This is a genomic window from Pokkaliibacter plantistimulans, from assembly GCF_003194385.1.
GTDB classification, from domain to species: domain Bacteria; phylum Pseudomonadota; class Gammaproteobacteria; order Pseudomonadales; family Balneatricaceae; genus Pokkaliibacter; species Pokkaliibacter plantistimulans.
The window spans coordinates 1-23,647 of record NZ_LAPT01000045.1 but is presented as its reverse complement, the minus strand read 5'-3'; the positions used below and the strand labels follow the sequence as shown (position 1 = coordinate 23,647).

Below are 23,647 nucleotides of genomic sequence, written 5' to 3'. Positions count from 1 at the left end.
ACCACCAGCCAGCATCACCTCTTTATCCTGTCTCTGGGCTAGACTATACTCTCGCGCCCTTGCCCAAGGGCAAAGGCCTTTCCCCGCCGTGAGGCGCTACCATCGGAGTACATCATGCAAGACGAAAAACTACAGAAAGTATTGGCCCGCGCAGGCCTGGGCTCTCGCCGCGAGCTTGAAAAGGCCATTGTAGAAGGCCGTGTGACGGTCAATGGTCAAATTGCCACCTTAGGTGACCGCGTTACCGGTGCGGAAGTTATTGCCTTCGACGGTCAGGTGGTACGTCTGGATCAGCTTGATGAGCGCAGCACTCGCGTTCTGATTTACAACAAGCCTGAAGGCGAGCTGGTTAGCCGAGTTGATCCTGAAGGACGCCCTACCGTATTTACCCGCTTGCCTCGAGTAAAAAGTGAACGCTGGATCGCCGTCGGTCGTCTGGATTTAAACACCTCTGGACTGCTGTTATTCACCACCGACGGGGAACTGGCAAACAAGTTGATGCACCCGTCAACTGAGCTGGATCGCGAATACGCGGTACGCATTATGGGTGAAGTTGACGATGACATGATTAAACGTCTCAAAGACGGAGTAATGCTTGAAGATGGCCCAGCACGCTTTACCGACGTGAGATTCTTCGACGGCCAGGGTATCAACCGCTGGTACCATTGCGTACTGATGGAAGGTCGTAACCGGGAAGTTCGCCGCCTGTGGGAGTCACAGGGTGTAAAAGTCAGTCGCCTGAAACGCGTCCGCTACGGTCATATCTTCCTGCCCAGCCGCCTGAAAGCGGGATCGTGGGAAGAACTAGGGCAGAAAGACGCCAATGTAGTCTATGAAATGGCTGGCCTGCCGGTGAAACGAGTGCCACAGAAAACAGCTCAGCAACAGGTTGCCTACGAGCGTCAGCAACGCAAGCAAGTGAAGCGCCCTGGAGCTCGTACTGGCAAACGTTCTGGTCGAGTCGACAACGGCTAATCATTCTTAGGCTTTGTCATTATTTACCTCAGCAAGCCTTCACTTGCTGAGGTGTATTCTCCAGTAGCGTGCTTAACTGCCCATAAACGGTGAAGGGTCTCCTGCACCTACGCGGATGACTTCCACTCCCTCATCGGTCAAAGCCACTACGGTACTGGCTTCCATGCCGGCATACCCGCCATCTATTACCAGATCCAGCTGATGCTCCAGGGTCTGACGTATATCGTAAGGGTCCGTCATAGGCTGATCATCGCCGGGCAATATTAACGATACACTCATCAAAGGCTCATTCAGCTCAGCCAGCAATGCCAAGGTTATCGGGTTGTTCGGCACTCGAATCCCGATTGTTTTCCGTTTGGGATGAATCAGACGCTTTGGCACCTCTCGGGTGGCATCAAGAATAAAGGTATAAGCCCCTGGGGTATGTGCTTTCAGCAAGCGAAAATGATGGTTATCCACTTTGGCATAGGTCGCCAATTCGGATAAGTCACGACAAATGAGAGTAAAGTTATGTTTTTCATCCAGCTGACGGATACGTCTGATTCGCTCAACTGCATCCTTATCACCAATGTGGCATCCCAAAGCATAAGCACAATCAGTGGGATAAGCGACAACACCGCCTGCCTTTATGATTTCAACAGCCTGGCGAATAAGACGAACCTGTGGGTTCTCCGGGTGAATCTGAAAAAACTGGCTCATAACAAAGTCCGCTGCGACAAGTGCCTTAAAGCATAGCACAACCAGACAAAGCTATTCCCAGAGGCTCCATACAGGACGCACATTGCCTGGCAATGCGGTATATCCCCCAGGAAAATGGTACGGCGCTTCCGGGCCATGAAAGTCACTTCCTGCCGATGCAAGTAAATCAGCATCCTGTGTCAACCTGGTTAAATACTCCACCTGATCACGCGGCTGAAAGCCATTACATACTTCCAAAGCTTTCCCACCAGCAGCAGCAAAGTCAGTAATCAGCGCCTTTAACTTGGTATTGGTCATTTGATATTGCTTAGGGTGTGCCAGCACAGGAATACCACCAGACTGCACAATCACTTCAATCGCTTTGGCTAACACGGGCCACTCGGACTTGATATCACCTATCTTCCCCGCCCCCAGATAACGTTTAAAAGCAGCACGCATATCCTTCACATGCCCCTGCCTCACCATCCAACGCGCAAAATGAGGGCGGCCTATCTGTTCATTACCACTCTCTTCAAGAGCACCTGCCAGAGCACCAGCCATGCCTAGTTTCTCGAGGCGTCGGGCAATTTCCTCCGCGCGTCGCACACGCGCTTGCTGAATCTCAGCACAGTGGTCCGAGATGGGCTCAGGCACCGTCATATTGAGGCCAACGACATGAATGGTCTGCCTGCTCCAGACACAAGACAACTCAGTACCAGCAATCACCTGCACCGTGGGATGAATTACCATCGAAGGAAAAAAGGGCATATCGTGATCGGTGATAGCCAAAGCAGAAACACCGCGGTCCGCCGCAACCGAAAGCAAAGCTTCGGGGGAAAGGTGGCCATCTGAGCGGGTCGTGTGGGAGTGGAGGTCGATAGTTATCAATCTAGTAAACAGCAGAATGATGTAAAAGCTGAAAGTACCTTGCACATACTTAATGTGGATGCGAAAAACCATGACAATCTAGCTAATACAGCCAAAATCCTCACAGTATGAGGATTTTGGCTCACATGCATCAGATAGCCATCCTTAGCCTGTGCTGCAACCAGAGCTTAGTTGACACCGCACTTGGTCTTGGTACAGGTTCCACCCCACGCCCAAGAAACGTTTGTCTCATTGACAGTTGGAGTCGCTGTCAATGTGTAGCCACCAACTTCAGCAGTACCAGTCATAGAAATTACTCCTGTAGCGGCAGTTATTGTGACCGCTCCTGTCGCATACTTAGGAGTGGGCAAATTGGTAATTCCAATCTCAGCCGCAGTATCACAACTAGCGATAGTTCCTGAATTCTCCTGAAGACACTGAGCAATCGCCAGCTTAACAGGCTCAATGGTAACCACGTTTTCCTGCCATTTGGCACGACTTACATAATCTTGGTACTGAGGGATAGCAATAGCTGCCAAAATACCGATGATTGCTACAACAATCATCAACTCTATAAGCGTAAAGCCCGCCTGAGCTTTGTTACCCATTTTCATATCCATATTCTCCCGGAGAGTTTGTGTCAGTCTGCATCATTCTAAATCTAACAATTCAGACTGTGCGAGACATCTTTATCAAAAAAACTACCATGTTCAAGCACCTTTCACACACTTTACCGACATGCCACTTTTAGTCTCGTTAACATTAGCCTCAACCAAAAAAACAAAGAGATAAATGACATTAAAGTCACAAGAATATCAAATTTTGTAAGTCAAGGGTGAGCAAATATAGCACAGGCCTCTAGGCTATACTTGACTCTCAGGTTATAAACCTTACATAGCGAAATGCAGTACAGGTCAAGATGACATGCAGGGAATGATGGGAATCCCCTTTCAGCCAGTAGGCTTGGTTGGCCAGCTGGTTAAAGCTGGATTAATTACAGAAGCACAAGCCAAAGAAGCTGCCAAGGGTGCGAACCAGCAGCAGCAGCCACTGCCACTCTATTTGGTCGAAAAACTAGGAGTAGATGAGCGCGCCTTGGCAGAGGTGATATCGCAAGCCTTCAGTGTACCCGTACTTGATTTGAGTAAGATGGATCGCGAGGTTTGGCCGAAAGACTTGGTCAAAGACAAGGTGATCCAGAAACATTATGGGCTACCGTTATTTGTTCGCGGTAAAAAGCTGTTTGTTGGCTTTTGTGACCCCACCCAGGCTCAGGCTATCAGTGAGTTCAAGTTCTCCAGCAATATGAGCGTTGAGCCAATACTTGTTGAGGCAGGTAAGCTCGCTCACGCCATTGAAACCCTGTTTGACTCAGCAAGTGATGCGCTTGCCGGTTTTGATGACTCGCAGCTGGAAAAGCTGGAAGTTATTGATGAGCTGCCTCAGCTCAATATGCTTGACCTGACAGCGATGACGTCTGACGACGCTCCAGTGGTCAAGTTCGTCAACAAAATACTGCTGGATGCCATTAAACGTGGCTCTTCAGATATCCACTTTGAGCCTTACGAAAAAATCTACCGAGTACGTTGCCGTACCGATGGAGTGTTGCACGAAGTAAGTCGCCCTCCAGCATCGCTTGGCAATCGAATCTCTGCCCGTCTTAAAGTTATGTCACACCTTGACATATCAGAACGACGTTTACCTCAGGACGGACGTATCAAACTCAAGATATCCCGTACTCGAGCCATCGACTTCAGGGTGAATACCTTACCTACCCTTTGGGGCGAAAAGGTTGTGTTACGTATTCTGGACCCCTCCAGTGCACAGATGGGTATTGATGCGCTGGGGTATGACCCAGACCAAAAAGCCATGTACCTGGAGGCACTCAACCAGCCTCAGGGTATGATTCTGGTCACAGGCCCAACTGGCAGCGGCAAAACCGTATCGCTGTATACTGGCCTTAATATTCTCAATACTACTGAGCGTAATATTTCTACTGCAGAAGACCCGGTAGAAATAAATATTGAGGGTATTAACCAAGTTCACATTAACACTAAGGTAGGCCTTAACTTCGCTGAAGCGCTGAGATCCTTCTTACGTCAGGACCCTGATGTGGTGATGGTAGGTGAAATTCGAGACCTGGAAACTGCCGAGATTGCCATCAAGGCCGCACAGACAGGCCACTTGGTACTCTCTACACTACACACTAATAGCGCTCCAGAGACGCTAACTCGTATGCAAAATATGGGCGTGCCCGTCTATAACATTGCCACCTCTGTTAGCCTGATTATCGCTCAGCGCCTCGCACGCCGTTTATGCACCAGCTGCAAGGTTATAGAAGAGGTACCGGCTGAAATTCTCAGAGATGCGGGTTTTTCTGAAGAACAAATATCAACCGCAACCATATTTAAACCGGTAGGCTGTACGCGCTGCCATCAGGGCTATAAAGGCCGTGTCGGGATATATGAAGTATTAAAGGTATCTCCCCGCATACAGGAAGTGATCATGCATAATGGCAACTCATTAGATATCGCCGCAGTTGCCAAAGCAGAAGGAATGAGTGATCTTCGCCAGTCAGGTATCAAGAAAGTGCTGTCGGGTATGACCAGCCTGGAAGAGCTAAACCGAGTAATCAAGGAATAACCTATGGCGGTAGCGACACAAAGGCGCAAAAAAGTGGTAGAAAAAAAGCAATTTACCTACAGTTGGAGTGGCATTGATCGCTACAACGAGAAAGTAAAAGGCGAAATTGTTGCTGACTCACCACAGCACGCCAAGCAGCTTCTTACCGAGCAACAAGTTAAGGTAAAAAAAGTTGGTAAAAAACTTGAGATAGGCAATTTCAAAAAGAACGCCTCCATAGACTCTCAGGATCTTACTTTTTTCACCCGACAAATGGCTACCATGATGCAATCAGGGGTTCCCTTAGTGCAGTCTTTTGATATATCTGCTCAAGGAATGGAAAAAACAAAAATGAAAAACCTCGTTGAAGAGATACGAGACGAGGTTGCTGGGGGAAACCTTCTTTCCATAGCGTTAAAAAACCATCCAAAGTACTTTGATTCACTATTTTGTCAATTAGTAATGGTGGGAGAACAATCAGGTACTTTAGATCATATGCTGGACCGCCTAGCCACATACAAAGAGAAAACTGAGGCCTTAAAGGCAAAAATAAAAAAAGCGCTTACCTACCCCACAGCAGTTATTGTAGTTGCCATTATTGTCACCGCAATCCTTTTAATAAAAGTTGTACCGCAGTTTGAAAGTTTATTTAAAGGCTTTGGTGCCGATCTCCCTGTATTTACTCAATTCGTTGTAAATCTATCTAGATCACTCCAAGAGTGGTGGTGGATAATTCTAGCTATATTTTTTGCAACTGGATTCATGCTTAAAAGGGCCCATCAAAATAGCGAACAATTCAGACACAAACTCCAGCTATTAAGTTTAAAAATCCCTGTAGTTGGAAATATCCTGCACCAAGCAGCACTTGCACGGTTCGCTCGGACATTGTGTACAACCTATGCATCGGGAGTGCCTTTAGTTGAAGCAATGGGCTCAGCAGCGGGTGCTTCAGGAAACATTTACTATGAAAAGGCCATACTTCAAGCAAAACGTTCTGTCTCTGGAGGACAAAATCTTCGGACATCGTTGTCAATCACTGGCATTTTTCCAAATATGGTTATACAAATGATTGGTATTGGCGAGGATGCAGGCTCGCTGGAAACCATGCTAGACAAGCTTGCCACCTTTTATGAAGCTGCGGTGGACAATGCAGTTGACTCTCTGACAGCACTTCTTGAACCATTTATTATGTGCGTCCTAGGAATACTTGTCGGTGGCTTAATCATTGCCATGTACCTCCCCATCTTTAAAATGGGTTCTGTTGTCGGCTAAGGCAGCCTAATAATGCTAACTCTACTTATAGAATTACCTATCATCGTTCAGACTATATTGGTTTTAATTGCTGGCTCCGTATCTGGTAGCTTTCTAAATGTCGTAATTTACCGACTACCAATAATGCTGAATAACGACTGGCGGCTACAATGCCAGTCTTTTCTCGATCTTCCCCAAGATGAAAAACCGAGGTTTAATTTATTACTTCCAGCATCAACTTGCCCCAGCTGCAAAGCACCCATCAAATGGTGGCATAACATTCCTTTAGTAGGATTTTTTTTACTCAAAGGAAAGTGTGCCTCTTGCAGCACTGCTATCTCTATTCGTTATCCCCTTGTTGAAGCATTTCATGCTCTCGTCTGGGTTCTGGTTTACTGGCTTTATGGCCCTACTCCTATTGCGCTAGGGCTGATGCTGTTCTCTTCTGCCCTGCTGGTGCTTTTCTTTATTGATGCTGAACATAAGTTATTGCCGGATGACATTACCCTACCGCTGCTATGGGCAGGGTTGCTATTCAACCTGTTCACCCAACACACAAGCATTGAACAGGCAATTTGGGGAGCCGTCTGGGGCTATCTGGTGCTTTGGATACTGTTCTGGATATTCAAGCTACTCACCGGGAAGGAAGGCTTCGGCTATGGCGATTTCAAGCTGCTGGCAGCACTTGGTGCCTGGGGCGGTGCGCTGTGCTTGCCTTGGCTGCTACTGATTTCCGCATGTACCGGGTTATTGATTGCGCTGTTTCTGCGCCTGACCGGCCGCATTAAGGCGGGTGATCAGTTCCCCTTTGGCCCCGCTTTAGTCATTGCAGGCTGGATCATGATTGTGCTCCAGCCCTGGCTTCCAGTCTGGATGAGTATCTAAGTGGCTATCAATACTGCTCAACCTACAAGCATAGCTATCGGGCTCACAGGGGGTATCGGCAGCGGAAAAAGTGCGGCTGCAACCCTGTTTGAGCAACGGGGTATTGAGACTGTAGACGCAGATGTGCTCGCACGAGAGGTTGTCATGCCTGGCCAACCTGCATTGAAGCGCATAGCAGAGCATTTTGGCCCGACAGTACTGAACAGCGATGGTTCACTCAACCGAACCTGGCTGCGCCAGCATATCTTTACAGATGATCAGGAGAGACTGTGGCTCGAAGGCTTGCTTCACCCACTGATTCGCCAGCTCACCGTTGAACGCCTTGCACAAGCTCAGTCTCCCTATGTCCTGCTGGTAAGCCCGTTACTGTTTGAATCAGGACAGGCACAGCTGGTAAAGCAGAGCATCGTAGTGGATGTGCCCGAAGAGACCCAGGTTCAGCGTGCCGGCCAGCGAGACATCAATACGCACGACCAGATTAAAGCGGTGATGTCAAAACAGTGGCCACGGCATCGCCGTTTGGAGCATGCCGATTACGTTATTGATAACACGGGCGATCTGCAGCAGTTGCAACTTGAGGTTGCAAGGGTCCATGCGTTGCTGATGGCCAGTATTAGCCCTTGATGCGTTGAGCCACGAAGCACTGTTTTTCCTCCCGGCTATCTTTGCTAGCATGAAACGCTTCAGAGCAACCGCTTAAAACTTACGGTGGTCAGCTTGCTTCCCCAAAGAAGGAGCTGCCGTCATCAGGAAATTACAATGAAGTACTCTTGCCCTACCTGCAAAAAAGACATCGAGTGGAGCAACGAAAACCCGTTTCGCCCTTTCTGTTCCGAACGCTGCAAACTCATTGACCTGGGTGCCTGGGCAGATGAGTCCTATGCTGTACCAGCTGAGCCTGATCTGACCGCTCTGGAATATGAAGAAGATATGTTTTTTACAGCTCCCGTCGGACAAGACGATAACAGTCGCTCACACTAGGTGCGGCCATATCTGACCTTATTGAAGCCCTTTCCAGATCGCATCTGTCTTGGCCGCACAGATGAAATCATTGCGATGTAAACCCTTAATTTTGTGCGTCCACCAGCATACCTCCACCCGGCCCCATTCGGTCAAAATGGCCGGATGATGCCCTTCACCTTCCGCCAGCTCCCCTACCGCATTGGTAAAGGCCAGTGCGGTACGAAAGTTCTTGAAAGAGTAGCTACGCGCCAGCTGATCGACGCCCCGTTCCGTTCGTATCTGCCAGTTGGGTAACTCAGTCATAAACTGAACACGCTCTTCTGTTGTTGCCTGAGGTGCATCTGCCCGGCATGCCTCACAACTGATATCACACAGCACAGGCTGATCTTCTCTCGTGTCTTGTTGTTGTGTACTCATCATGATTCCTCTTTCCGCTCTCGCTCTATCTCAGCGTTGCCAGTACTGCAGATCCGCCCACTATGTGCAGTATCAATGTAAGCACTCTGCAGAAAACGGGTGACAAAGTGAAAGTTGTATAAAACCAGAACTGTTGTATGGTTACTGCACTATGGAGGCCGCCTAATACGTGCCTTATCAAGCAACAACAACTCAGACACCCTCAGGATCGTGTTGCCATCTGCGCAAGTGGACACCGAACAAACGAATTTGATGTTTTTTAATTGAACGCCAAAGCAGATCAGTCTTTTACGTCAAGTTCGCTGCCGTCCCTCCCAGCCCAAGGTTCAACATGCTCTTTTCGGTACAAGGAGCTCAGGCCCTATGCAGCCAGTCCTCTTCAACCTATATAGCGACAGCGCTCAGGCAGACCAACTGGCAACGCTGCTGAATGCCGAAACCGGTCAGATTGACCAACGGCAGTTTCCCGACCAGGAGCACTATTTACGCCTGCTGACCGATGTCACTGCGCGCCGGGTCATCCTGTTCTGTAATCTGTTCGAGCCAGAGCAAAAACTCCTCCCCCTGTTATTTGTAGCCCGTACCTGCAAGTTGCTGGGGGCCAGTGAAGTTATTCTGGCGACACCTTATTTGTGCTATATGCGCCAGGATCACTGCTTTAAACCGGGTGAAGCTGTCACTGCTGATATATTCGCTGACCTTCTGTCTGCTTTTATTGATCGTCTGGTAACCATAGATCCTCACTTGCATCGCTATGACAGCCTCGATCAGATCTATCGTTGCCAGACTCAGGTCGTTCCGGCTGCTCCGGCCATTGTCCGCTGGATCATGGAACACGTCAGTCAGCCTTTAATCGTTGGCCCTGACGCGGAGAGCCTTCAGTGGGTAGCCCCCGTCGCAGAGGCACTTCAGGCGCCTCATGTGGTGTTGCTGAAAGAGCGTTTTGGTGATCGTGATGTGCGCATTTCAGACCTGAATCTTGATGACTATCCTGGATACACCCCTGTGGTTATCGACGATATCATTTCCAGTGGCCAGACCATGATGCAAACGCTGGTGCAGATTCCTCTGGAACGACACCCCTACTGCCTGGGTATCCATGGCGTCTTTGCTGATGATGCATTTGAGCAACTGCAGCAGAGAGCCACCGTCATCACGGCCAACACTGTTCCGCACCCTAGCAATCACATCAATGTCATCCCCGAACTTGCAGCTGCCCTTGCTTGAAACAGGCATCCCCCCTGCACTGCCAGAAGGATTCCTCTACATACCTGACTTTTTGTCTCGTCAGTGTGCTGATGAACTGCTAGTTCAACTGTTGCAGGAGACGTTCTGGAGTCAGCCAAGTGTAAGGGTATACGGCCAATGGCACCCCATCCCGCGATTACAGGCGTGGATGGGAGACCCGGACAGTAGCTACACTTATTCCGGTCTGGTACAGGCTCCTTTGCCCTGGCATCCCGCTGTCGCTCAGCTTAACGCTGCATTGAACGACACACCTCTGGATATCGGGGCGGAATTGCCGCCATTGAGATTCAACTCGGTGCTGCTGAATTGCTATCGTGACGGTAAGGACACTATGGGCTGGCACAGTGATGACGAAGCAGAACTGGGGCCAACTCCAGTCATAGCCAGCATCAGTCTTGGAGAACCACGGCGTTTTGCTTTACGCCGTAAGGGGGATAGCAGAATGGCCCACACATGGGAACTGTCACACGGCAGTCTGTTGATCATGTATGGCAACAGCCAGAGAGACTGGCAGCATGCTGTACCCAGGAGCGCACGCCACCAGCAATCGCGGATCAACCTCACCTTCAGGATGATTCACCCACCGTTGCATGGCAGCGGGCAACAAAGCGGATAAGGTCAGAGTTTCCCTGCCAACTCTGTCAGCCAGTCCCGACTGGCTGCGACGGGATCACTGTCTTCACAGGCATCAATGATCAGCGGTTCCTGTGCCAGTGGTAGCCCCATCTCTTCAAACAGAGCAATAAATTGACGACCACCGCCAGCAAAGTTGTCATAGGAGCTATCGCCCAGGCCAACGACTGCAGCTTTGCGGCCAGGCAGCTGCGGCAACGTATCGCGCAGACTAACAAATAGCGGCACAAGATCATCGGGAATATCCCCTTGCCCTGTGGTCGAGGTACAGATCAGCAACAGGTCTACACCCTCTGCGATGAACTCAGCCTGTTCAGGAATGGCAATCTGCGCATCATGACCCGCTTGAGCAAACAACTTCATGGCCTGCTCTGCCACCTGCTGGGCGTTTCCAAATACCGTACCTACAAATATCCGCACTACTGCCATTGCTTTAACCTCTCGACATCAATATCTGCCCGCCAATATAGCAAAATCACATTGGCTCAATGCGCTTGATTTCACCTGCACAGGCACCTACATCCAGAGAGGTAAGCCATTCAACGTCACTCAGGCCAGGAGCACATCATGTCGAAACAGGACTTCAGCCAGTTACTGCAACAGTGGCAAGAACAAGCCGATCAACATATCAGACAAACCCCATTTTCGTTTTCCGTCTATCAGGATGATCTGGAACGTATTGATGCCCTCGCCAAACTCTATGGCCTGCCAGGGGAGCAAATTGCCCGTGACCTGATGCACTCGGCCCTGCAGGCACTGGAAGCCAGCATGCCCTATATTCCCGGCCCGCGCGTTATTCGTGAGGAAGAAGGTGAGCCAATCTATGAAGACATTGGCCCGATGCCCAGCTATCTGCGCCTCAGGCAGTCATTGCAGCGTAAATGACGCCTCAATCAGATTGCACAAATATGATAAATAAAGTGCAAATACAGCAATAATCATGACACAAATTGATTGATAACGATTTGCATTGCCAATAGACTCTGCTCTCACATTTGGACAGTGAAGAAGAGAGTCACCCATGTTTAAGCCAACCCTTGCTGTACTGGCAGCAGGCATCACGGCACTGATGCCTGTCCATGGATTCGCAGCCCCACAGGCCAATGACGTATTAAAAACCTACGCAGATATTGCTCAGGCAGGTTACGAAGACAGCCTCCACACCGCTCAGGCCCTGCAGGTCAGCATCAGCAAGCTGATTAGCGAACCAACCGACACCAATCTCAAAGCTGCACGCGACGCCTGGATTGCCGCACGGGTACCCTATCAACAGACAGAGGTATACCGTTTCGGTAACTCGCTCGTGGATGACTGGGAAGGCAAGGTCAACGCCTGGCCATTGGATGAAGGCTTGATCGACTATGTTGCCACGGACAGTTACGGTGCCGAGTCCGATGAAAACCCGCTCTACACGGCCAATGTTATCGCCAATGCGAAACTGCAACTCAACGGTGAAGAACTGGATGCCACAACTATCGATAAGGCACTGCTACAGAAGCTGCATGAAGCAGAAGAAGTAGAAGCTAACGTCGCAACCGGTTACCACGCCATTGAATTCCTGCTGTGGGGGCAAGACCTCAACGGCACCCATCCCGGTGCAGGAAACCGCCCTGCCACCGACTTTGACACCAAGAACTGCACCGGAGGCCATTGTGACCGCCGTGCGCAGTATCTGCAGGCGGCAACAGAGCTGCTGATTGATGATCTGCAGGACATGGCCAATAGCTGGAAAGCGGAAGGCGATGCACGTAAGGCACTACTGGCCAAAGGTGACAAAGACGGTCTGGCAACCATTCTGACCGGCATGGGTTCCCTGTCTTACGGCGAACTGGCGGGAGAACGCACCAAGCTGGGCCTGATGCTGCATGATCCTGAAGAAGAGCATGATTGCTTCTCCGACAACACCCACTGGTCACATTTCTATGATGCCAAAGGCATTCAGAACGTTTATCTGGGCGAGTACACCCGCGTGGACGGCAACACCGTCAAGGGCCCCAGCTTGTCTGATCTGATCAAAGCAGCTGATCCCGCGTTGGATACTGAACTGCGCGGCAAGCTTGACACCACCCAGAACGCAGCACAGGCCATGGTGGATGCGGCAGCCAAGGGTCACACCTTTGACGTACTGATCGCGGCCAACAATGACAGCGGTAATAAACTGGTACAGACATTCGTTGACGGACTGGTAGCGCAAACCCAGTCTCTGGAGAAAGCAGTAAAAATCGTTGGCTCCGGTGATATCAGCATTGAAGGTTCCGACAGCCTGGATAACCCCAGCGCCGTGCAGTAACCCACCATACCACTTGGCCCCAGCGATAGGGCCACTTGCTGTGTGCCGGACGCCAACGACATGAGCTTTTCCTTTCTCACCCCTCTGTTCGGGGTTTCTGTGCTGGTTCAGAACATTGGTAGAGCCAGTCTTGCTTTACTGTGTATTGCAGTACAACCCAGCTCAGGACGTGCCGCCCCTGTGGATGCGCCACTGCCTGACCATTCGCTTTATCAGCAGGGCGAAGAAATGCCCGGCGGCACTGCCAGCCACCAGAACGCACTGAGTCGCGATAGCTTTTCCCACCCAGTGACAACACTCACACTGGCGCAGCGACTCGACTTTCGCCTCGGCGATGCGTTGTTCCGCAAACTGTGGGTTGCTGCCCCCTCGTCGACTACGGCCAGTGATGGCTTAGGGCCTTTGTTCAATGCCCGCTTCTGCCAGAGCTGCCATGTGCGAGATGGCCGTGGCCATCCCCCCGTAGCAAACGAGCAGCCCACGGCCCTGTTCCTGCGCCTGAGCATTCCCCCCGCTCGGCCTCAACAACAACAGATGTACTCCGGCCATCTGGCCAGTGTTCCTGACCCTGTTTACGGTAGCCAGCTGCAGAATTTCAGCGTGCAGAACGTACCTGCCGAGGGCAAGGTGCGCATTCAGCATGAGGAGATAACCGTCACCATGACGGGCAATGAGCAGGGGGTGTTGCTCAAGCCTGTCTACCACATCGATGCACTGGGTTATGGCCCCATGCATCCGCAGTTGCGTCTGTCACCAAGGGTGGCACCGCCGATGCTCGGTCTGGGATTGCTGGAAGCCATCCCTGCTGAGCAGATCCTGGCCCGAGAAGATCCTGAAGACAGCAATAACGACGGAATTTCAGGGCGAGCCCAGTGGGTATGGAGCAGTGCAGAACAACGTCTGATGCTCGGCCGCTTTGGCTGGAAAGCAGGCAATGCCACCCTGGCAGATCAGAACAACAGCGCCCTGGCCAATGATATCGGCATTGGCAACCCGCTATTCCCCAGCGCTTATGGTGACTGCACTGTTGCCCAGCAAGCGTGTCTGACGGCACACAACGGCAATACCCCCGCACAGGAAAACCTCGAAGCCGCTTCAACCATGACGGATTTGCTCCTGTTCTATGCCAGACACCTTGGCGTCCCGGCACGGCAGGATGCGCGTGATGAAGAAGTACTGGCAGGCAAGCAACAATTCCATCAGGCAGGATGCGCCCAATGCCATACCCCGACGTACACCACCTCGACTGACACAACGCCAGCCCTCGCCCAGCAAACCATCTGGCCTTACAGCGACCTGCTATTGCACGATATGGGACCGGGACTGGCCGATGAGCACCAGGAATATCGCGCAGCAGGTCATGAGTGGCGCACAGCACCGCTATGGGGGCTGGGCCATACCCGCCGCATCAACCCCAAGGCAGGCTACCTGCATGATGGCCGTGCTCGCACCGTGCTGGAAGCCATTCTCTGGCACGGTGGTGAAGCCGAAGCCGCCAGAAACCATGTGGCTCAGCGTATGACGCCGACACAAAGACAACAGTTACTGACCTTTCTGGAATCGCTCTGATGACGTCTCTTCTATCAGCCCTTCATTCAGGCCAGACGCCTACCCTGAAAAGACCTCGCCACGCCCTGACGGGCTTATGCCTGCTGGCACTGGCGAATATCACCTGGGCAGCCCCGGCACCTGAACTGGAGCGACAACTGGCGATGGATATCGGCCACAAGCTGATCCAGCCTGCGTATCAGCGGCTGGCTGAAATCACTGACCACTTGAGCCATGACACAGAAGCTTACTGCCAGATGGCAGGCAGCTCCCTTGAGGCGGTGCAACGAAGCTATCGAGACAGTCTGAATGCCTGGATGCGGGTGCAGGCTATCAACTGGGGACCCGCGGAAAAGTACAACCGCAATCCCTCCATGTACTTCTGGCCGGACAAAAAGAATATCAGCTCACGCCAGCTCAACACCCTGATCAACAATGCTGATCCTGCAGTGCTGGATCCGGCTGCCTTCAGCCAGGCCAGTATTGCTGTCAGTGGTCTGAGTGCCATAGAACGCCTGCTGTTTGACGCGCCGCCTCCACAACCCAACAGCTATCGCTGTCAGTTACTCAGCGCGATCTCTGCCAATACGGCGCGTATCAGTCAGCTGCTGGCAGCAGAATGGCCCGCCTATATGCAGCAATGGCAAGCCGACAGCGACCCTTTAAAGGGCATACGCCTGCTGCTTAAAAGCATGGATGAAATCGCCCAGATCATCAGCCAGCAAAAACTTGCCATGCCCATGGGCAGTGAGCTGAGCAAAGCCCGCATCAGCCGTGCAGAGTCTTACCGCAGTGCCAGCTCGCTTGCCAACATCCGCGCCAACTGGGCCTTTATCACCAGCCTGTTACAAGGCAACAGTGATCAGCCCGGATTACTCAAACTGATCAGCAGAGAAAATGATGAGCTGGCAGAAACCCTGCGCGGGCTAATCTTTACCACTGACCATCTGCTTAAGGCCATGGACTTCACGCTGGAACACGCCATCAGCGACCCTGAGCAGCGCGGCAAGCTGATGATGCTGCAGGCCAATATCGACACTATGCAAAGCCTGTTATCCGCTGATGTCAGTGGCACGCTGGGTATCACTCTTGGCTTCAACAGCCGAGATGGCGACTGACTGGCCACCGGAGATAAAACGATGCCTGACTATTGTGTTTCCCGCCGCCAGTTACTGCAGCGTTCACTGGCCCTGACAGCCGCGTTATCCGGCCCCGCTAAAGTGCTGGCGGATACCGCGGATGGCCAAGACCTGATTCTGTCAGCCTTTGATGATCAGCATGGCCAACATTTTTTTGGCGGCTTTGATGAGCTGGGCAGCCAGCGCTTTGCGGTCCCTCTGCCCGGGCGTGCTCATGGTATCGCCATCCATCCTTCAGACAGCGTGTGCGCCGTCATCGCCCGTCGTGCGGGCACCTTCTTATCTATAGTGAGCCTGCCGGAGGGCAGACATCTGCAGACTCTGAACAATCCTGCACAAAGGCGCTTTTATGGTCATGCTGCCTTTAGCCCCGACGGCCAGCGCCTGTTCACCAGTGAAAATGACTACGAACATCAGCGGGGAGTGATAGGCGTCTGGCAGTGGGATGGTCAGCAACTGCGACGCACTGATGAGTGGTTGTCCGGTGGCGAAGGCCCTCATGAGGTGATCATGCATCCTGACAGCCAGCTACTGGTTGCCAATGGTGGGGTAATTACCCACCCTGACACAGGCCGCGATATGCTCAACCTCGACACCATGCATCCCAACCTCAGTTTTATTGATATCCAGACCGGCCAGGTCAGCCGCCAGCTGGACCTGCCCTCAGCACTGCATCGCCTCAGTATTCGCCATCTGTCAGTCAGCTCATCGGGTGTGATTGCCTGTGCATTGCAGTATGCCGGTGGCGTTGCCTTACCCGACAGCGCCAGCAAAGTGGTGCCATTACTGGCATTACTGCGTCCCCATGACAATCACTTGCAGCTTGTTCACTTACCCGAAGGGCCGGAGTTTCATCGCAACTATATTGGTAGCGTCTGCTGGGACATCGATGGTCACTGGCTGGCACTGACGGCGCCACAGGGAAGCCGGGCCTACTTTTTCAATGCGCTGCCGCAGGACGAGAATTCAGCAGGCCGCTGGGGAGCTAGCATCACTTATTCCGATACCTGTGGGATCACTCAGGACAGTGCCGCTGGCAGTTTTATCATCAGCTCAGGCTCGGGCGGCATCATCAGTTACAGCCCGATGGATGGTGACTGGCAACCGATGCCAGACAGCTTTGTCCGCCGTCAGCGCTGGGACAATCATATGACGAGAACGTAGTTTCACCTTATAAAGCCGGAAGGTTTGGCCCTGTCTGGCATTAGTTCGAGAACGCAGTCCAACCCTGCGGGCAGGAATGCGTGAATAGCTATTGGCCGACGATCTTTTTCTGCGTGCTGTCCTGCTGCTCCAGCAATGCCTCGTAGCGTTTGTCAGTCAAGGTTTTCAGGAAGGCGACCAGCGCATCCACCCGCCGGTTATCCAGCGCAGGTCCACTTTCCAGCTCTTTGAGCGAGAGATTCTCCGTTACTTCCGGTGGCCCCCAGGGCAGACCGGTTTCGGGGTTGATCTGACTCCTGGCACTTTTGCTGTTGTATTTGTTGTAGAACAGGATCACCGTGCGCAGATCCTGAAAAACCCCGTTATGCATATAGGGGCCCGTCACCGCGACATTACGCAGGGTTGGCACTTTGAACTTGCCACGTTGCGCCGGATCATCAACCTGAGGATTGTCGAGCAGCCCCTGATCGACAAACTGATTACCCAGACCATTCATGGCACGGACCCGCTCATTTTTAGGCACGCCAATGTTGTGGTACTGGTAGTTGCTGAAGGTCTCCTGCTCTGCCAGCGCCGAGCTGCGCAGCTGGTGACACTGATCGCAGTTGGTGAACTGCTGGGAGAAAAACAAAGTACGGCCCAGCTCTTCCTGCGCGGTCATCTGATATTCACCACGCAGATAGCGGTCGTATTTAGAGTCAAATGGCGCCATAAAGGCGCTCTGCTCAAAAGCTTCGATGCTTTGCGTCATGGCCTGATAACCGGCCTCCGCGTCGGATGCGGCCTGCTTGCCAAAGAGACTTTCCAGTTTGCGGGCGTAGATGGGGTTCTCCAACAGCCGTTGCCAGACACTGGCCTTGTCAGGCATGGCCATTTCAATCGGGTTGAGGGGAGGACCGCCCGCCTGCTCTGCTAGGGTGGCAGCACGTCCATCCCAGAACTGCCCGCCTACATAACGCCCCTGCTCATCCTTGTGGAAGGGAGGGCTGAAGCTGGCATACGTCACGGTCGGGGCATTACGATCCCCCAGAGAATGCTTGTCATCGCCTAACGACACCGCGCGATGGGTACCGTTATCAACATGGTCAATAAAGGCCTGCGCCGGGTTGTGACAGCCAGAACAGGCCATGCCACGGGTAAGGGACAGGCTGGGATCAAAGAACAGCATCCGGCCGAACTTTTCCAGTTCCAGCTGCTCGGCGGCTGAACGCTGAGGCGATGCAGATGAGAACGGTTGCGCAGCAGACGACAGCGAATCTGCCTGACTCACGCCATACACCATGGAAAACCACACACCAGCCAGAACAACCCAGCGCCATTGCATCTGCATACCCAACCTTTGCCAGCCTGACATCAGCCAGGCGCTAAAACCGCAATTGATAGTTATTTCTATTCAATACTTTGTCAATCTGTAACCTTTACTCAGACATGAAGCAGAACGTATCAGAAGCCGGGGCAACTGCGTAACCCGGTAAAACGTTGACCAAGCGGTTTACTATTGCGCTGGTCAATTGCGACCGAGTTCTTTATATTACGCGCCTCCGGGTTCCCTCACCCCGGTACCAAAAAGGAGACAAGCATGACCTCTTCCACGCTCAATGTGGCGACACCTGCTATTGCGCGTATTGCCAGCCGTACTCTGGCCTGGCTGACCCTGTTTCATATCGCAGTGATCGCTGCGTCCAACTATCTGGTTCAGCTACCGGTGAGCCTGTTTGGTTTTCATACGACCTGGGGCGCTTTTACATTCCCCCTGATTTTTGTTGCCACCGACCTGACGGTGCGCATTCTGGGTGCTGAGCGAGCACGAAGAGTCATCTTCCTGGTGATGTTTCCCGCACTGCTGCTGTCATACCTGATTTCGGTAGCGTTCTATCAGGGGCAGATACAGCCACTGGATAGTCTCTTTACCTTCAACAGCTTTGTTGCCCGCATCGCCATGGCCAGCTTTATGGCCTATCTGCTGGGGCAGCTGCTCGATATTCAGGTCTTCAATCGTCTGCGCAAGCTTTCCATCTGGTGGGCAGCCCCTCTAGCCTCAACCGTCATCGGTAACCTGCTTGATACCATCAGCTTCTTCTCTCTGGCCTTCTACCACTCAAGTGATGAATTCATGGCCAGTCATTGGGTCGAAATCGCCTGGGTCGACTACAGTTTTAAACTACTGATGAGTCTGGTCTTTACTCTGCCGCTTTATGGCATACTGTTGGGCCGTATTCAGCGTTGGCTGACTCACAATCCTCAATACCGTGCCCTGATACTAAATACATGATGAAATCACGTCCGCGTCGTTCCCGCCCCTCCGCTGTCTCACCTGCTGCCCGTCAGCTGCAACAAGGCCTGCGGGTACTGAGCCAGATACTCCACCATCAGGTGCCTGCCGACGCGGCATTGAGCCAGCACTTCCACAAGGAACAGAGCGACGCTCATAGCCGTAACTGGTGCATTGAGCACATCTACGGCTTTTTGCGCGAAGGCCAGGGCATCGACCTGTTACAACGCCACCCTACCCTCCTGAAAACACTGTGGGTCCATTACCTGCTGCGTCATCAGCAGATTAGCGAAGGCCTGCATCGCCATCAGGTTGACGAAGAGTTCAAGGACACGCTTATTCCCGCAGGCAGCCTGCCAGCCTGGCTGGAGATGCAGGTGGAAGAGCAGTATGACGATGGCGCCGAGAACCTGATCAAAGCCTCTACCCGTGCTGCCGAGATGGATCTGCGCGTCAATGCAGCCAAAGGCGTCAGCCGTGAAGCCGTGCTCAAACAGCTGGAGCTGCAACATATTCTGGCCGCACCGACCCCCTGGTCACCATGGGGCATCCGGCTGAACAAGCATCTGCCGATCAACCGCAATGCGCTGTTCGAGAACGGCACGCTGGAAGTGCAGGACGAAGGCAGTCAGGTCGTCGCCTTGCTCGCCAACGCTCAGAGTGGCCAGACAGTGATTGATTTCTGCGCGGGCGCCGGTGGCAAGACACTGGTGCTGGGTAGCCAGATGCAGTCACGTGGCCGACTGGTTGCCATGGATGTGAACGAACGACGTCTTAACAATCTGCGTCCTCGCCTCAAGCGCGCAGGTCTGGACAACGTGCAAACTGTGCTGCTGAAAGATGAGCAGGATCCTTACCTGTCTCGCTGGCAGGCAAAAGCAGATCTGTTGCTGATCGACGCCCCCTGTTCTGGAACGGGCACCCTGCGCCGCAATCCAGATCTGAAATGGCGACTGACACCAGAGAGCCTGGAACGCCTGCAGGCTACCCAGCAACGCATTCTGGCAGCGGCCAGCCAGTTAGTGAAAAGCGGTGGTGAAATGGTTTATGCCACCTGTAGTTTGCTGGCCAGTGAAAACCAACAACAAGTACAAGCGTTTATGGATGCTCATCCCGAGTTCAGTCTGGTACCTGTCCAGTCCCGTCTGCAGCAACTGGGTATCAAGCTGAAGACAACCAGCCCCTGGCTGCAGCTGCTGCCAAGCCAGCACGGCTGTGACGGGTTGTTTGTGGCCATACTGCGCAAAAACTGACAATCAGTACCTTTCCTCACATGCCTTAACGGGTGCAAGGGAAGATAAAAAAGGGGCTGCAGTATCAACTGCAGCCCCTTTTTACTGTTCAGGCTATTGCTGTTCAGGCTATGCCCCTTTGGCAACTGTGTTTGGCAGCATCCAAGGAGAACAGACCACCCGCAAGGGAGGCCTGTTGCCAAAAGATCAGATGATCTTGATAGCCTGCTCTTCGATACGACGCTTCCATTCTTCCGGGCCAGTGTTATGAACGGAAGTACCGTTCACGTCCACCGCCACAGTGACAGGCATATCTTTTACTTCAAACTCATAGATTGCTTCCATCCCCAGCTCAGGGAACGCCAGTGTTTTGGAACCAACAATAGCCTTGGAGACCAGATAAGCCGCACCGCCTACTGCCATCAGATAGACGGCTTTGTTGTCCTTGATGGCTTCAATGGCGACAGGACCACGCTCGGACTTGCCGATCATACCCAGCAGGCCAGTCTTCTCCAACACCAGACGGGTGAACTTGTCCATACGGGTCGCCGTTGTTGGACCAGCAGGTCCTACTACTTCATCACCCACAGGGTCGACAGGGCCAACGTAGTAGATAAAGCGGTTCTTCAGATCAACCGGCAGCTCTTCGCCCTTGTTGATCATGTCTACGATGCGCTTGTGTGCTGCATCACGGCCGGTGAGCATCTTGCCGGACAACAGAATGGTTTCACCTGGCTGCCAGTCCTGTACATCTTCAGGCTTGATGGAATCCAGGTTCACACGACGCACGTTATCACCCACTTCCCAGGTGATTTCCGGCCAGTCTTCAAGGCTTGGTGGCGTCTGCAGTGCAGGACCAGAACCGTCCAGCACGAAATGAGCGTGACGGGTAGCCGCGCAGTTGGGGATCATTGCCACAGGCAGTGAAGCGGCATGGGTGGGGTAGTCTTTGATCTTGATATCCAGCACGGTCGTCAGACCACCCAGACCCTGAGCACCAATACCCAACTGATTCACCTTCTCGAACAGCTCCAGACGCAGCTCTTCAACACGGTTCTGAGGACCACGCTCGATCAGATCGTGGATATCGATAGGCTCCATCAGCGCTTCTTTGGCCAACAGGGTTGCCTTCTCGGCAGTACCGCCGATACCGATACCCAGCATGCCGGGAGGACACCAGCCTGCACCCATGGTCGGTACGGTTTTCAGAATCCAGTCAACGATGGAGTCGGACGGGTTCAGCATGGCCAGCTTGGATTTGTTTTCGGAACCGCCACCTTTGGCAGCCACTTCCACTTCTACGGTGTTACCGGGGACAACCTGCATGTGAATAACGGCAGGTGTGTTGTCCTTGGTGTTCTTCCGTGCACCGGCGGGATCAGCCAGGATGGAGGCACGCAACACGTTGTCTGGATTCATGTAGGCGCGGCGAACACCTTCATTGATCATGTCATCCACACCCATGGTGGCCCCATCCCAGCGCACATCCATACCAATCCTGATGAATACGGTAACGATACCGGTATCCTGACAGATCGGGCGATGGCCTTCGGCACACATACGGGAGTTGATCAGAATTTGTGCAATTGAGTCTTTGGCAGCTTTGTTCTGCTCACGCTCATAGGCCTTATGCATGGCCTGAATAAAATCGGTCGGGTGGTAGTAGGAAATGAACTGCAGGGCGTCAGCGACACTGGCGATGAGGTCGTCCTGGCGAATCACGGTCATGCTCGGGGTGTCCTCTAGTTTTGCTTATGACGTCGCAGATCGGCAGGTCTGTGACGTCTGGAGAGAGGCTGAGAGTATACACCAAGCCTTGCTTTTCCCAATCAGCTGATGGTCCTGACAACGATGAATCCTGCAAACGGGCGCGATTGAGACAGGCTATTGGACACCATAGCCATCGCCCTGCTTTTCAGTGGCAGACTGCCGATGACAGTGACCGTCTGCCGCGCTGGCATCTCTCTGCTCTGCGGAACTCAGGGCTGTTCGAATGTCAGGCCTTTGGTCGCTGCCAACGCATCACTTTTTGAGTCAATCAGATTGCTCTGTTTGAGCTGGATAAAGAACACCTGCAGGTTCTCGCTTTTGGCCACTTGCATGCCCTCTTCCTGCCCCATGCACAGCATGGCGGTCGCCCAGGCATCACTAACACGCGGATCTGTACCAAACACCGAGGCAGAGACCAGATCATGGGTGACCGGTGCGCCTGAGCGTGGATCGAGAATATGAGAATACATCTTGCCGGCAGCGTCGAAGTGGTGACGGTAGGTACCCGAGGTATCCAGCGTCACACCGCTCTCATCGTCGATAGTGACAATCCGATGTACCGTACGTCCGCCTTCACCGGGCACCGGCCGCTCGATAGCCACACGCCACTTTTTCCCATCGGGTTTATGACCACGAATCTTCATATCGCCACCAAACTCCACCAGGTAGTTGCTGACCCCTTTGGATTCCAGCACCGCCGAGAGTTTGCCGATGGTGTAGCCCTCCCCCATTGAGGAAAAGTTGACCTGTAGCTGTGGCAACGTCTTGCGTACGCGCTTACCAGCCTCATCAACCTCAATCTTGTCCATGCCCATTTCGGCTTTGACAGCAGCAATCTGCTCGGCAGTGGGTACGTTCAGAACATCCTTCTTGAAGCCCCACAGATCAAACAACGGGCCAATCGTCGGGTCATAGCACCCCTGGGTTTTCTGACTGATGTCCTTAGCGATGTTGACCAGTTCAATAAAGTCTACGGAGGCGGGTTGCCAGTCAGTGGAGCTGCTGTGGTTGAAGTGGGAAATATAGGAGTCATCGCGATAGGTGGACAACTCCTCGTCGATCTGTGCCAGCGTGGTATTGAAGTCGCGCTGTACTTCATCGTTGGCTACCGCCTTATCACTCCACCAGCTGATATGGTAGGTCGTGCCCTGCGCATAGCCTTCAATCTTCTGTATCTCGGGCGGCTTGCTGCAACCTGTGAGCAGCGCACTGCCAGTTAGTATCAGACCAGAGGTCACCAGAGAAACTCTCTGCCTGCGGCGGGAAACGGTCAGCTTGAGCATGATACGGCCTTTGTCCGTCCAAAAAAGATTGGCGCAGAGTCTAGCAGCCCCGTCACAGTGACACTACAGCGCGATTGGCCAGGATTTTACTATTCGTTTCAGTACTGACGGCATCCGCAGCACCGCTATCCATGCGGCGGATGAACAGAACACTGAACAGCCATGCAGCCAGTTAACAGGTCGTTGAAAATCTATCTGCGTTGCCGAATACCGCGTCAAAAACAGGCTCACAGCCAAAGGCTGAACGTGCTTTAGCACGGCCCCGAAGGGGCGAGCGGAGCGAGTCAAATGCTCATTTAGTTCACTAAACTCCGCTTTTTCGCCTGTTTCTTGTGCCCTCGGGGTATTTCCTTGTCTCGGCTGCCTCGATGACGTTTTTCAACAGCCTGTTAAAGGGATAGATCACGCAT

At 52.7% G+C, this 23,647-nt stretch carries 23 protein-coding genes; 15 read left to right on the top strand and 8 right to left on the bottom strand.

Going from position 1 to position 23,647, the window contains the following annotated elements:
- The first annotated feature begins 114 nt into the window (after positions 1–114).
- A complete protein-coding gene (rluB, locus tag WH50_RS10750; protein WP_110187300.1) occupies positions 115–975 on the top strand; it encodes a 23S rRNA pseudouridine(2605) synthase RluB in 861 nt (286 codons plus the stop codon).
- 72 nt (positions 976–1,047) lie between these two features.
- Here rluB and WH50_RS10745 read toward each other — a convergent pair whose 3' ends face one another.
- From WH50_RS10745 to WH50_RS10735, 3 genes are all read right to left on the bottom strand, one after another.
- Positions 1,048–1,674, bottom strand: a complete 627-nt coding sequence (locus tag WH50_RS10745; protein ID WP_104155603.1) for an L-threonylcarbamoyladenylate synthase — start codon at positions 1,672–1,674, stop codon at positions 1,048–1,050.
- A 51-nt stretch (positions 1,675–1,725) separates the two neighbouring features.
- On the bottom strand, positions 1,726–2,613 hold the full coding sequence (locus tag WH50_RS10740; RefSeq protein ID WP_110187299.1) for a PHP domain-containing protein: 888 nt from the start codon (positions 2,611–2,613) through the stop codon (positions 1,726–1,728).
- A gap of 95 nt (positions 2,614–2,708) precedes the next feature.
- On the bottom strand, positions 2,709–3,128 hold the full coding sequence (locus tag WH50_RS10735; RefSeq protein WP_110187307.1) for a pilin: 420 nt from the start codon (positions 3,126–3,128) through the stop codon (positions 2,709–2,711).
- Between the two features lie 325 nt (positions 3,129–3,453).
- Here WH50_RS10735 and pilB point away from each other — a divergent pair, with 325 nt between their 5' ends.
- From pilB to yacG, 5 genes are all read left to right on the top strand, one after another.
- Positions 3,454–5,163, top strand: coding sequence for a type IV-A pilus assembly ATPase PilB (pilB, locus tag WH50_RS10730; protein ID WP_207780256.1), 1,710 nt, complete (start codon positions 3,454–3,456; stop codon positions 5,161–5,163).
- 3 nt (positions 5,164–5,166) lie between these two features.
- Positions 5,167–6,414, top strand: coding sequence for a type II secretion system F family protein (locus WH50_RS10725; RefSeq protein ID WP_110187298.1), 1,248 nt, complete (start codon positions 5,167–5,169; stop codon positions 6,412–6,414).
- Between the two features lie 12 nt (positions 6,415–6,426).
- A complete protein-coding gene (locus WH50_RS10720) occupies positions 6,427–7,278 on the top strand; it encodes a prepilin peptidase (RefSeq protein ID WP_110187297.1) in 852 nt (283 codons plus the stop codon).
- Positions 7,279–7,902: a dephospho-CoA kinase gene (gene coaE / locus WH50_RS10715; protein ID WP_243410079.1), complete on the top strand. Its 624-nt coding sequence runs from the start codon at positions 7,279–7,281 to the stop codon at positions 7,900–7,902.
- A 135-nt stretch (positions 7,903–8,037) separates the two neighbouring features.
- Positions 8,038–8,259, top strand: coding sequence for a DNA gyrase inhibitor YacG (gene yacG, locus WH50_RS10710; protein WP_104155834.1), 222 nt, complete (start codon positions 8,038–8,040; stop codon positions 8,257–8,259).
- A gap of 18 nt (positions 8,260–8,277) precedes the next feature.
- Here the strand turns inward: yacG and WH50_RS10705 are convergent, their stop codons facing one another.
- Positions 8,278–8,661, bottom strand: a complete 384-nt coding sequence (locus WH50_RS10705; RefSeq protein ID WP_459536948.1) for a 4a-hydroxytetrahydrobiopterin dehydratase — start codon at positions 8,659–8,661, stop codon at positions 8,278–8,280.
- A gap of 360 nt (positions 8,662–9,021) precedes the next feature.
- Between WH50_RS10705 and WH50_RS10700 the strand changes: the two genes are divergently transcribed.
- Entirely contained in the window at positions 9,022–9,885 is an 864-nt protein-coding gene (locus WH50_RS10700) for a ribose-phosphate diphosphokinase (RefSeq protein ID WP_110187295.1), read from the top strand.
- Entirely contained in the window at positions 9,851–10,522 is a 672-nt protein-coding gene (locus tag WH50_RS10695) for an alpha-ketoglutarate-dependent dioxygenase AlkB family protein (RefSeq protein WP_110187294.1), read from the top strand. The genes WH50_RS10700 and WH50_RS10695 overlap by 35 nt, the downstream gene beginning before the upstream one ends.
- 2 nt (positions 10,523–10,524) lie before the next feature.
- Here WH50_RS10695 and WH50_RS10690 read toward each other — a convergent pair whose 3' ends face one another.
- Complete coding sequence (locus tag WH50_RS10690; RefSeq protein WP_110187293.1) at positions 10,525–10,968, bottom strand: flavodoxin domain-containing protein; 444 nt, start codon at positions 10,966–10,968, stop codon at positions 10,525–10,527.
- A gap of 138 nt (positions 10,969–11,106) precedes the next feature.
- Between WH50_RS10690 and WH50_RS10685 the strand changes: the two genes are divergently transcribed.
- The 5 genes from WH50_RS10685 (at position 11,107) to WH50_RS10665 (ending at position 16,680) form a co-directional block, all read left to right on the top strand.
- Positions 11,107–11,424: a hypothetical protein gene (locus tag WH50_RS10685; RefSeq protein WP_110187292.1), complete on the top strand. Its 318-nt coding sequence runs from the start codon at positions 11,107–11,109 to the stop codon at positions 11,422–11,424.
- 136 nt (positions 11,425–11,560) lie between these two features.
- Positions 11,561–12,829, top strand: a complete 1,269-nt coding sequence (locus tag WH50_RS10680) for an imelysin family protein (RefSeq protein WP_110187291.1) — start codon at positions 11,561–11,563, stop codon at positions 12,827–12,829.
- A 60-nt stretch (positions 12,830–12,889) separates the two neighbouring features.
- Positions 12,890–14,398, top strand: coding sequence for a di-heme oxidoreductase family protein (locus WH50_RS10675; RefSeq protein ID WP_110187290.1), 1,509 nt, complete (start codon positions 12,890–12,892; stop codon positions 14,396–14,398).
- Complete coding sequence (locus WH50_RS10670; protein ID WP_110187289.1) at positions 14,398–15,495, top strand: imelysin family protein; 1,098 nt, start codon at positions 14,398–14,400, stop codon at positions 15,493–15,495. The genes WH50_RS10675 and WH50_RS10670 overlap by 1 nt, the downstream gene beginning before the upstream one ends.
- A gap of 21 nt (positions 15,496–15,516) precedes the next feature.
- Positions 15,517–16,680, top strand: coding sequence for a DUF1513 domain-containing protein (locus WH50_RS10665; RefSeq protein WP_110187288.1), 1,164 nt, complete (start codon positions 15,517–15,519; stop codon positions 16,678–16,680).
- An 88-nt stretch (positions 16,681–16,768) separates the two neighbouring features.
- Here WH50_RS10665 and WH50_RS10660 read toward each other — a convergent pair whose 3' ends face one another.
- Entirely contained in the window at positions 16,769–18,004 is a 1,236-nt protein-coding gene (locus WH50_RS10660; RefSeq protein WP_243410078.1) for a cytochrome-c peroxidase, read from the bottom strand.
- Positions 18,005–18,259: 255 nt separating this feature from the next.
- Between WH50_RS10660 and WH50_RS10655 the strand changes: the two genes are divergently transcribed.
- Both WH50_RS10655 and WH50_RS10650 read left to right on the top strand, forming a co-directional pair.
- Positions 18,260–18,952 (top strand): 7-cyano-7-deazaguanine/7-aminomethyl-7-deazaguanine transporter, encoded by a 693-nt coding sequence (locus tag WH50_RS10655; protein ID WP_110187287.1) that lies wholly within the window; start codon positions 18,260–18,262, stop codon positions 18,950–18,952.
- Positions 18,949–20,205, top strand: a complete 1,257-nt coding sequence (locus WH50_RS10650; RefSeq protein WP_110187286.1) for an RsmB/NOP family class I SAM-dependent RNA methyltransferase — start codon at positions 18,949–18,951, stop codon at positions 20,203–20,205. Before WH50_RS10655 ends, WH50_RS10650 begins: the two co-directional genes overlap by 4 nt.
- Before the next feature lie 186 nt (positions 20,206–20,391).
- Here WH50_RS10650 and WH50_RS10645 read toward each other — a convergent pair whose 3' ends face one another.
- Positions 20,392–21,912, bottom strand: a complete 1,521-nt coding sequence (locus WH50_RS10645) for a fumarate hydratase (protein WP_104155822.1) — start codon at positions 21,910–21,912, stop codon at positions 20,392–20,394.
- Positions 21,913–22,163: 251 nt separating this feature from the next.
- Complete coding sequence (locus WH50_RS10640; RefSeq protein WP_110187285.1) at positions 22,164–23,237, bottom strand: FAD:protein FMN transferase; 1,074 nt, start codon at positions 23,235–23,237, stop codon at positions 22,164–22,166.
- Positions 23,238–23,647 lie beyond the last annotated feature (410 nt).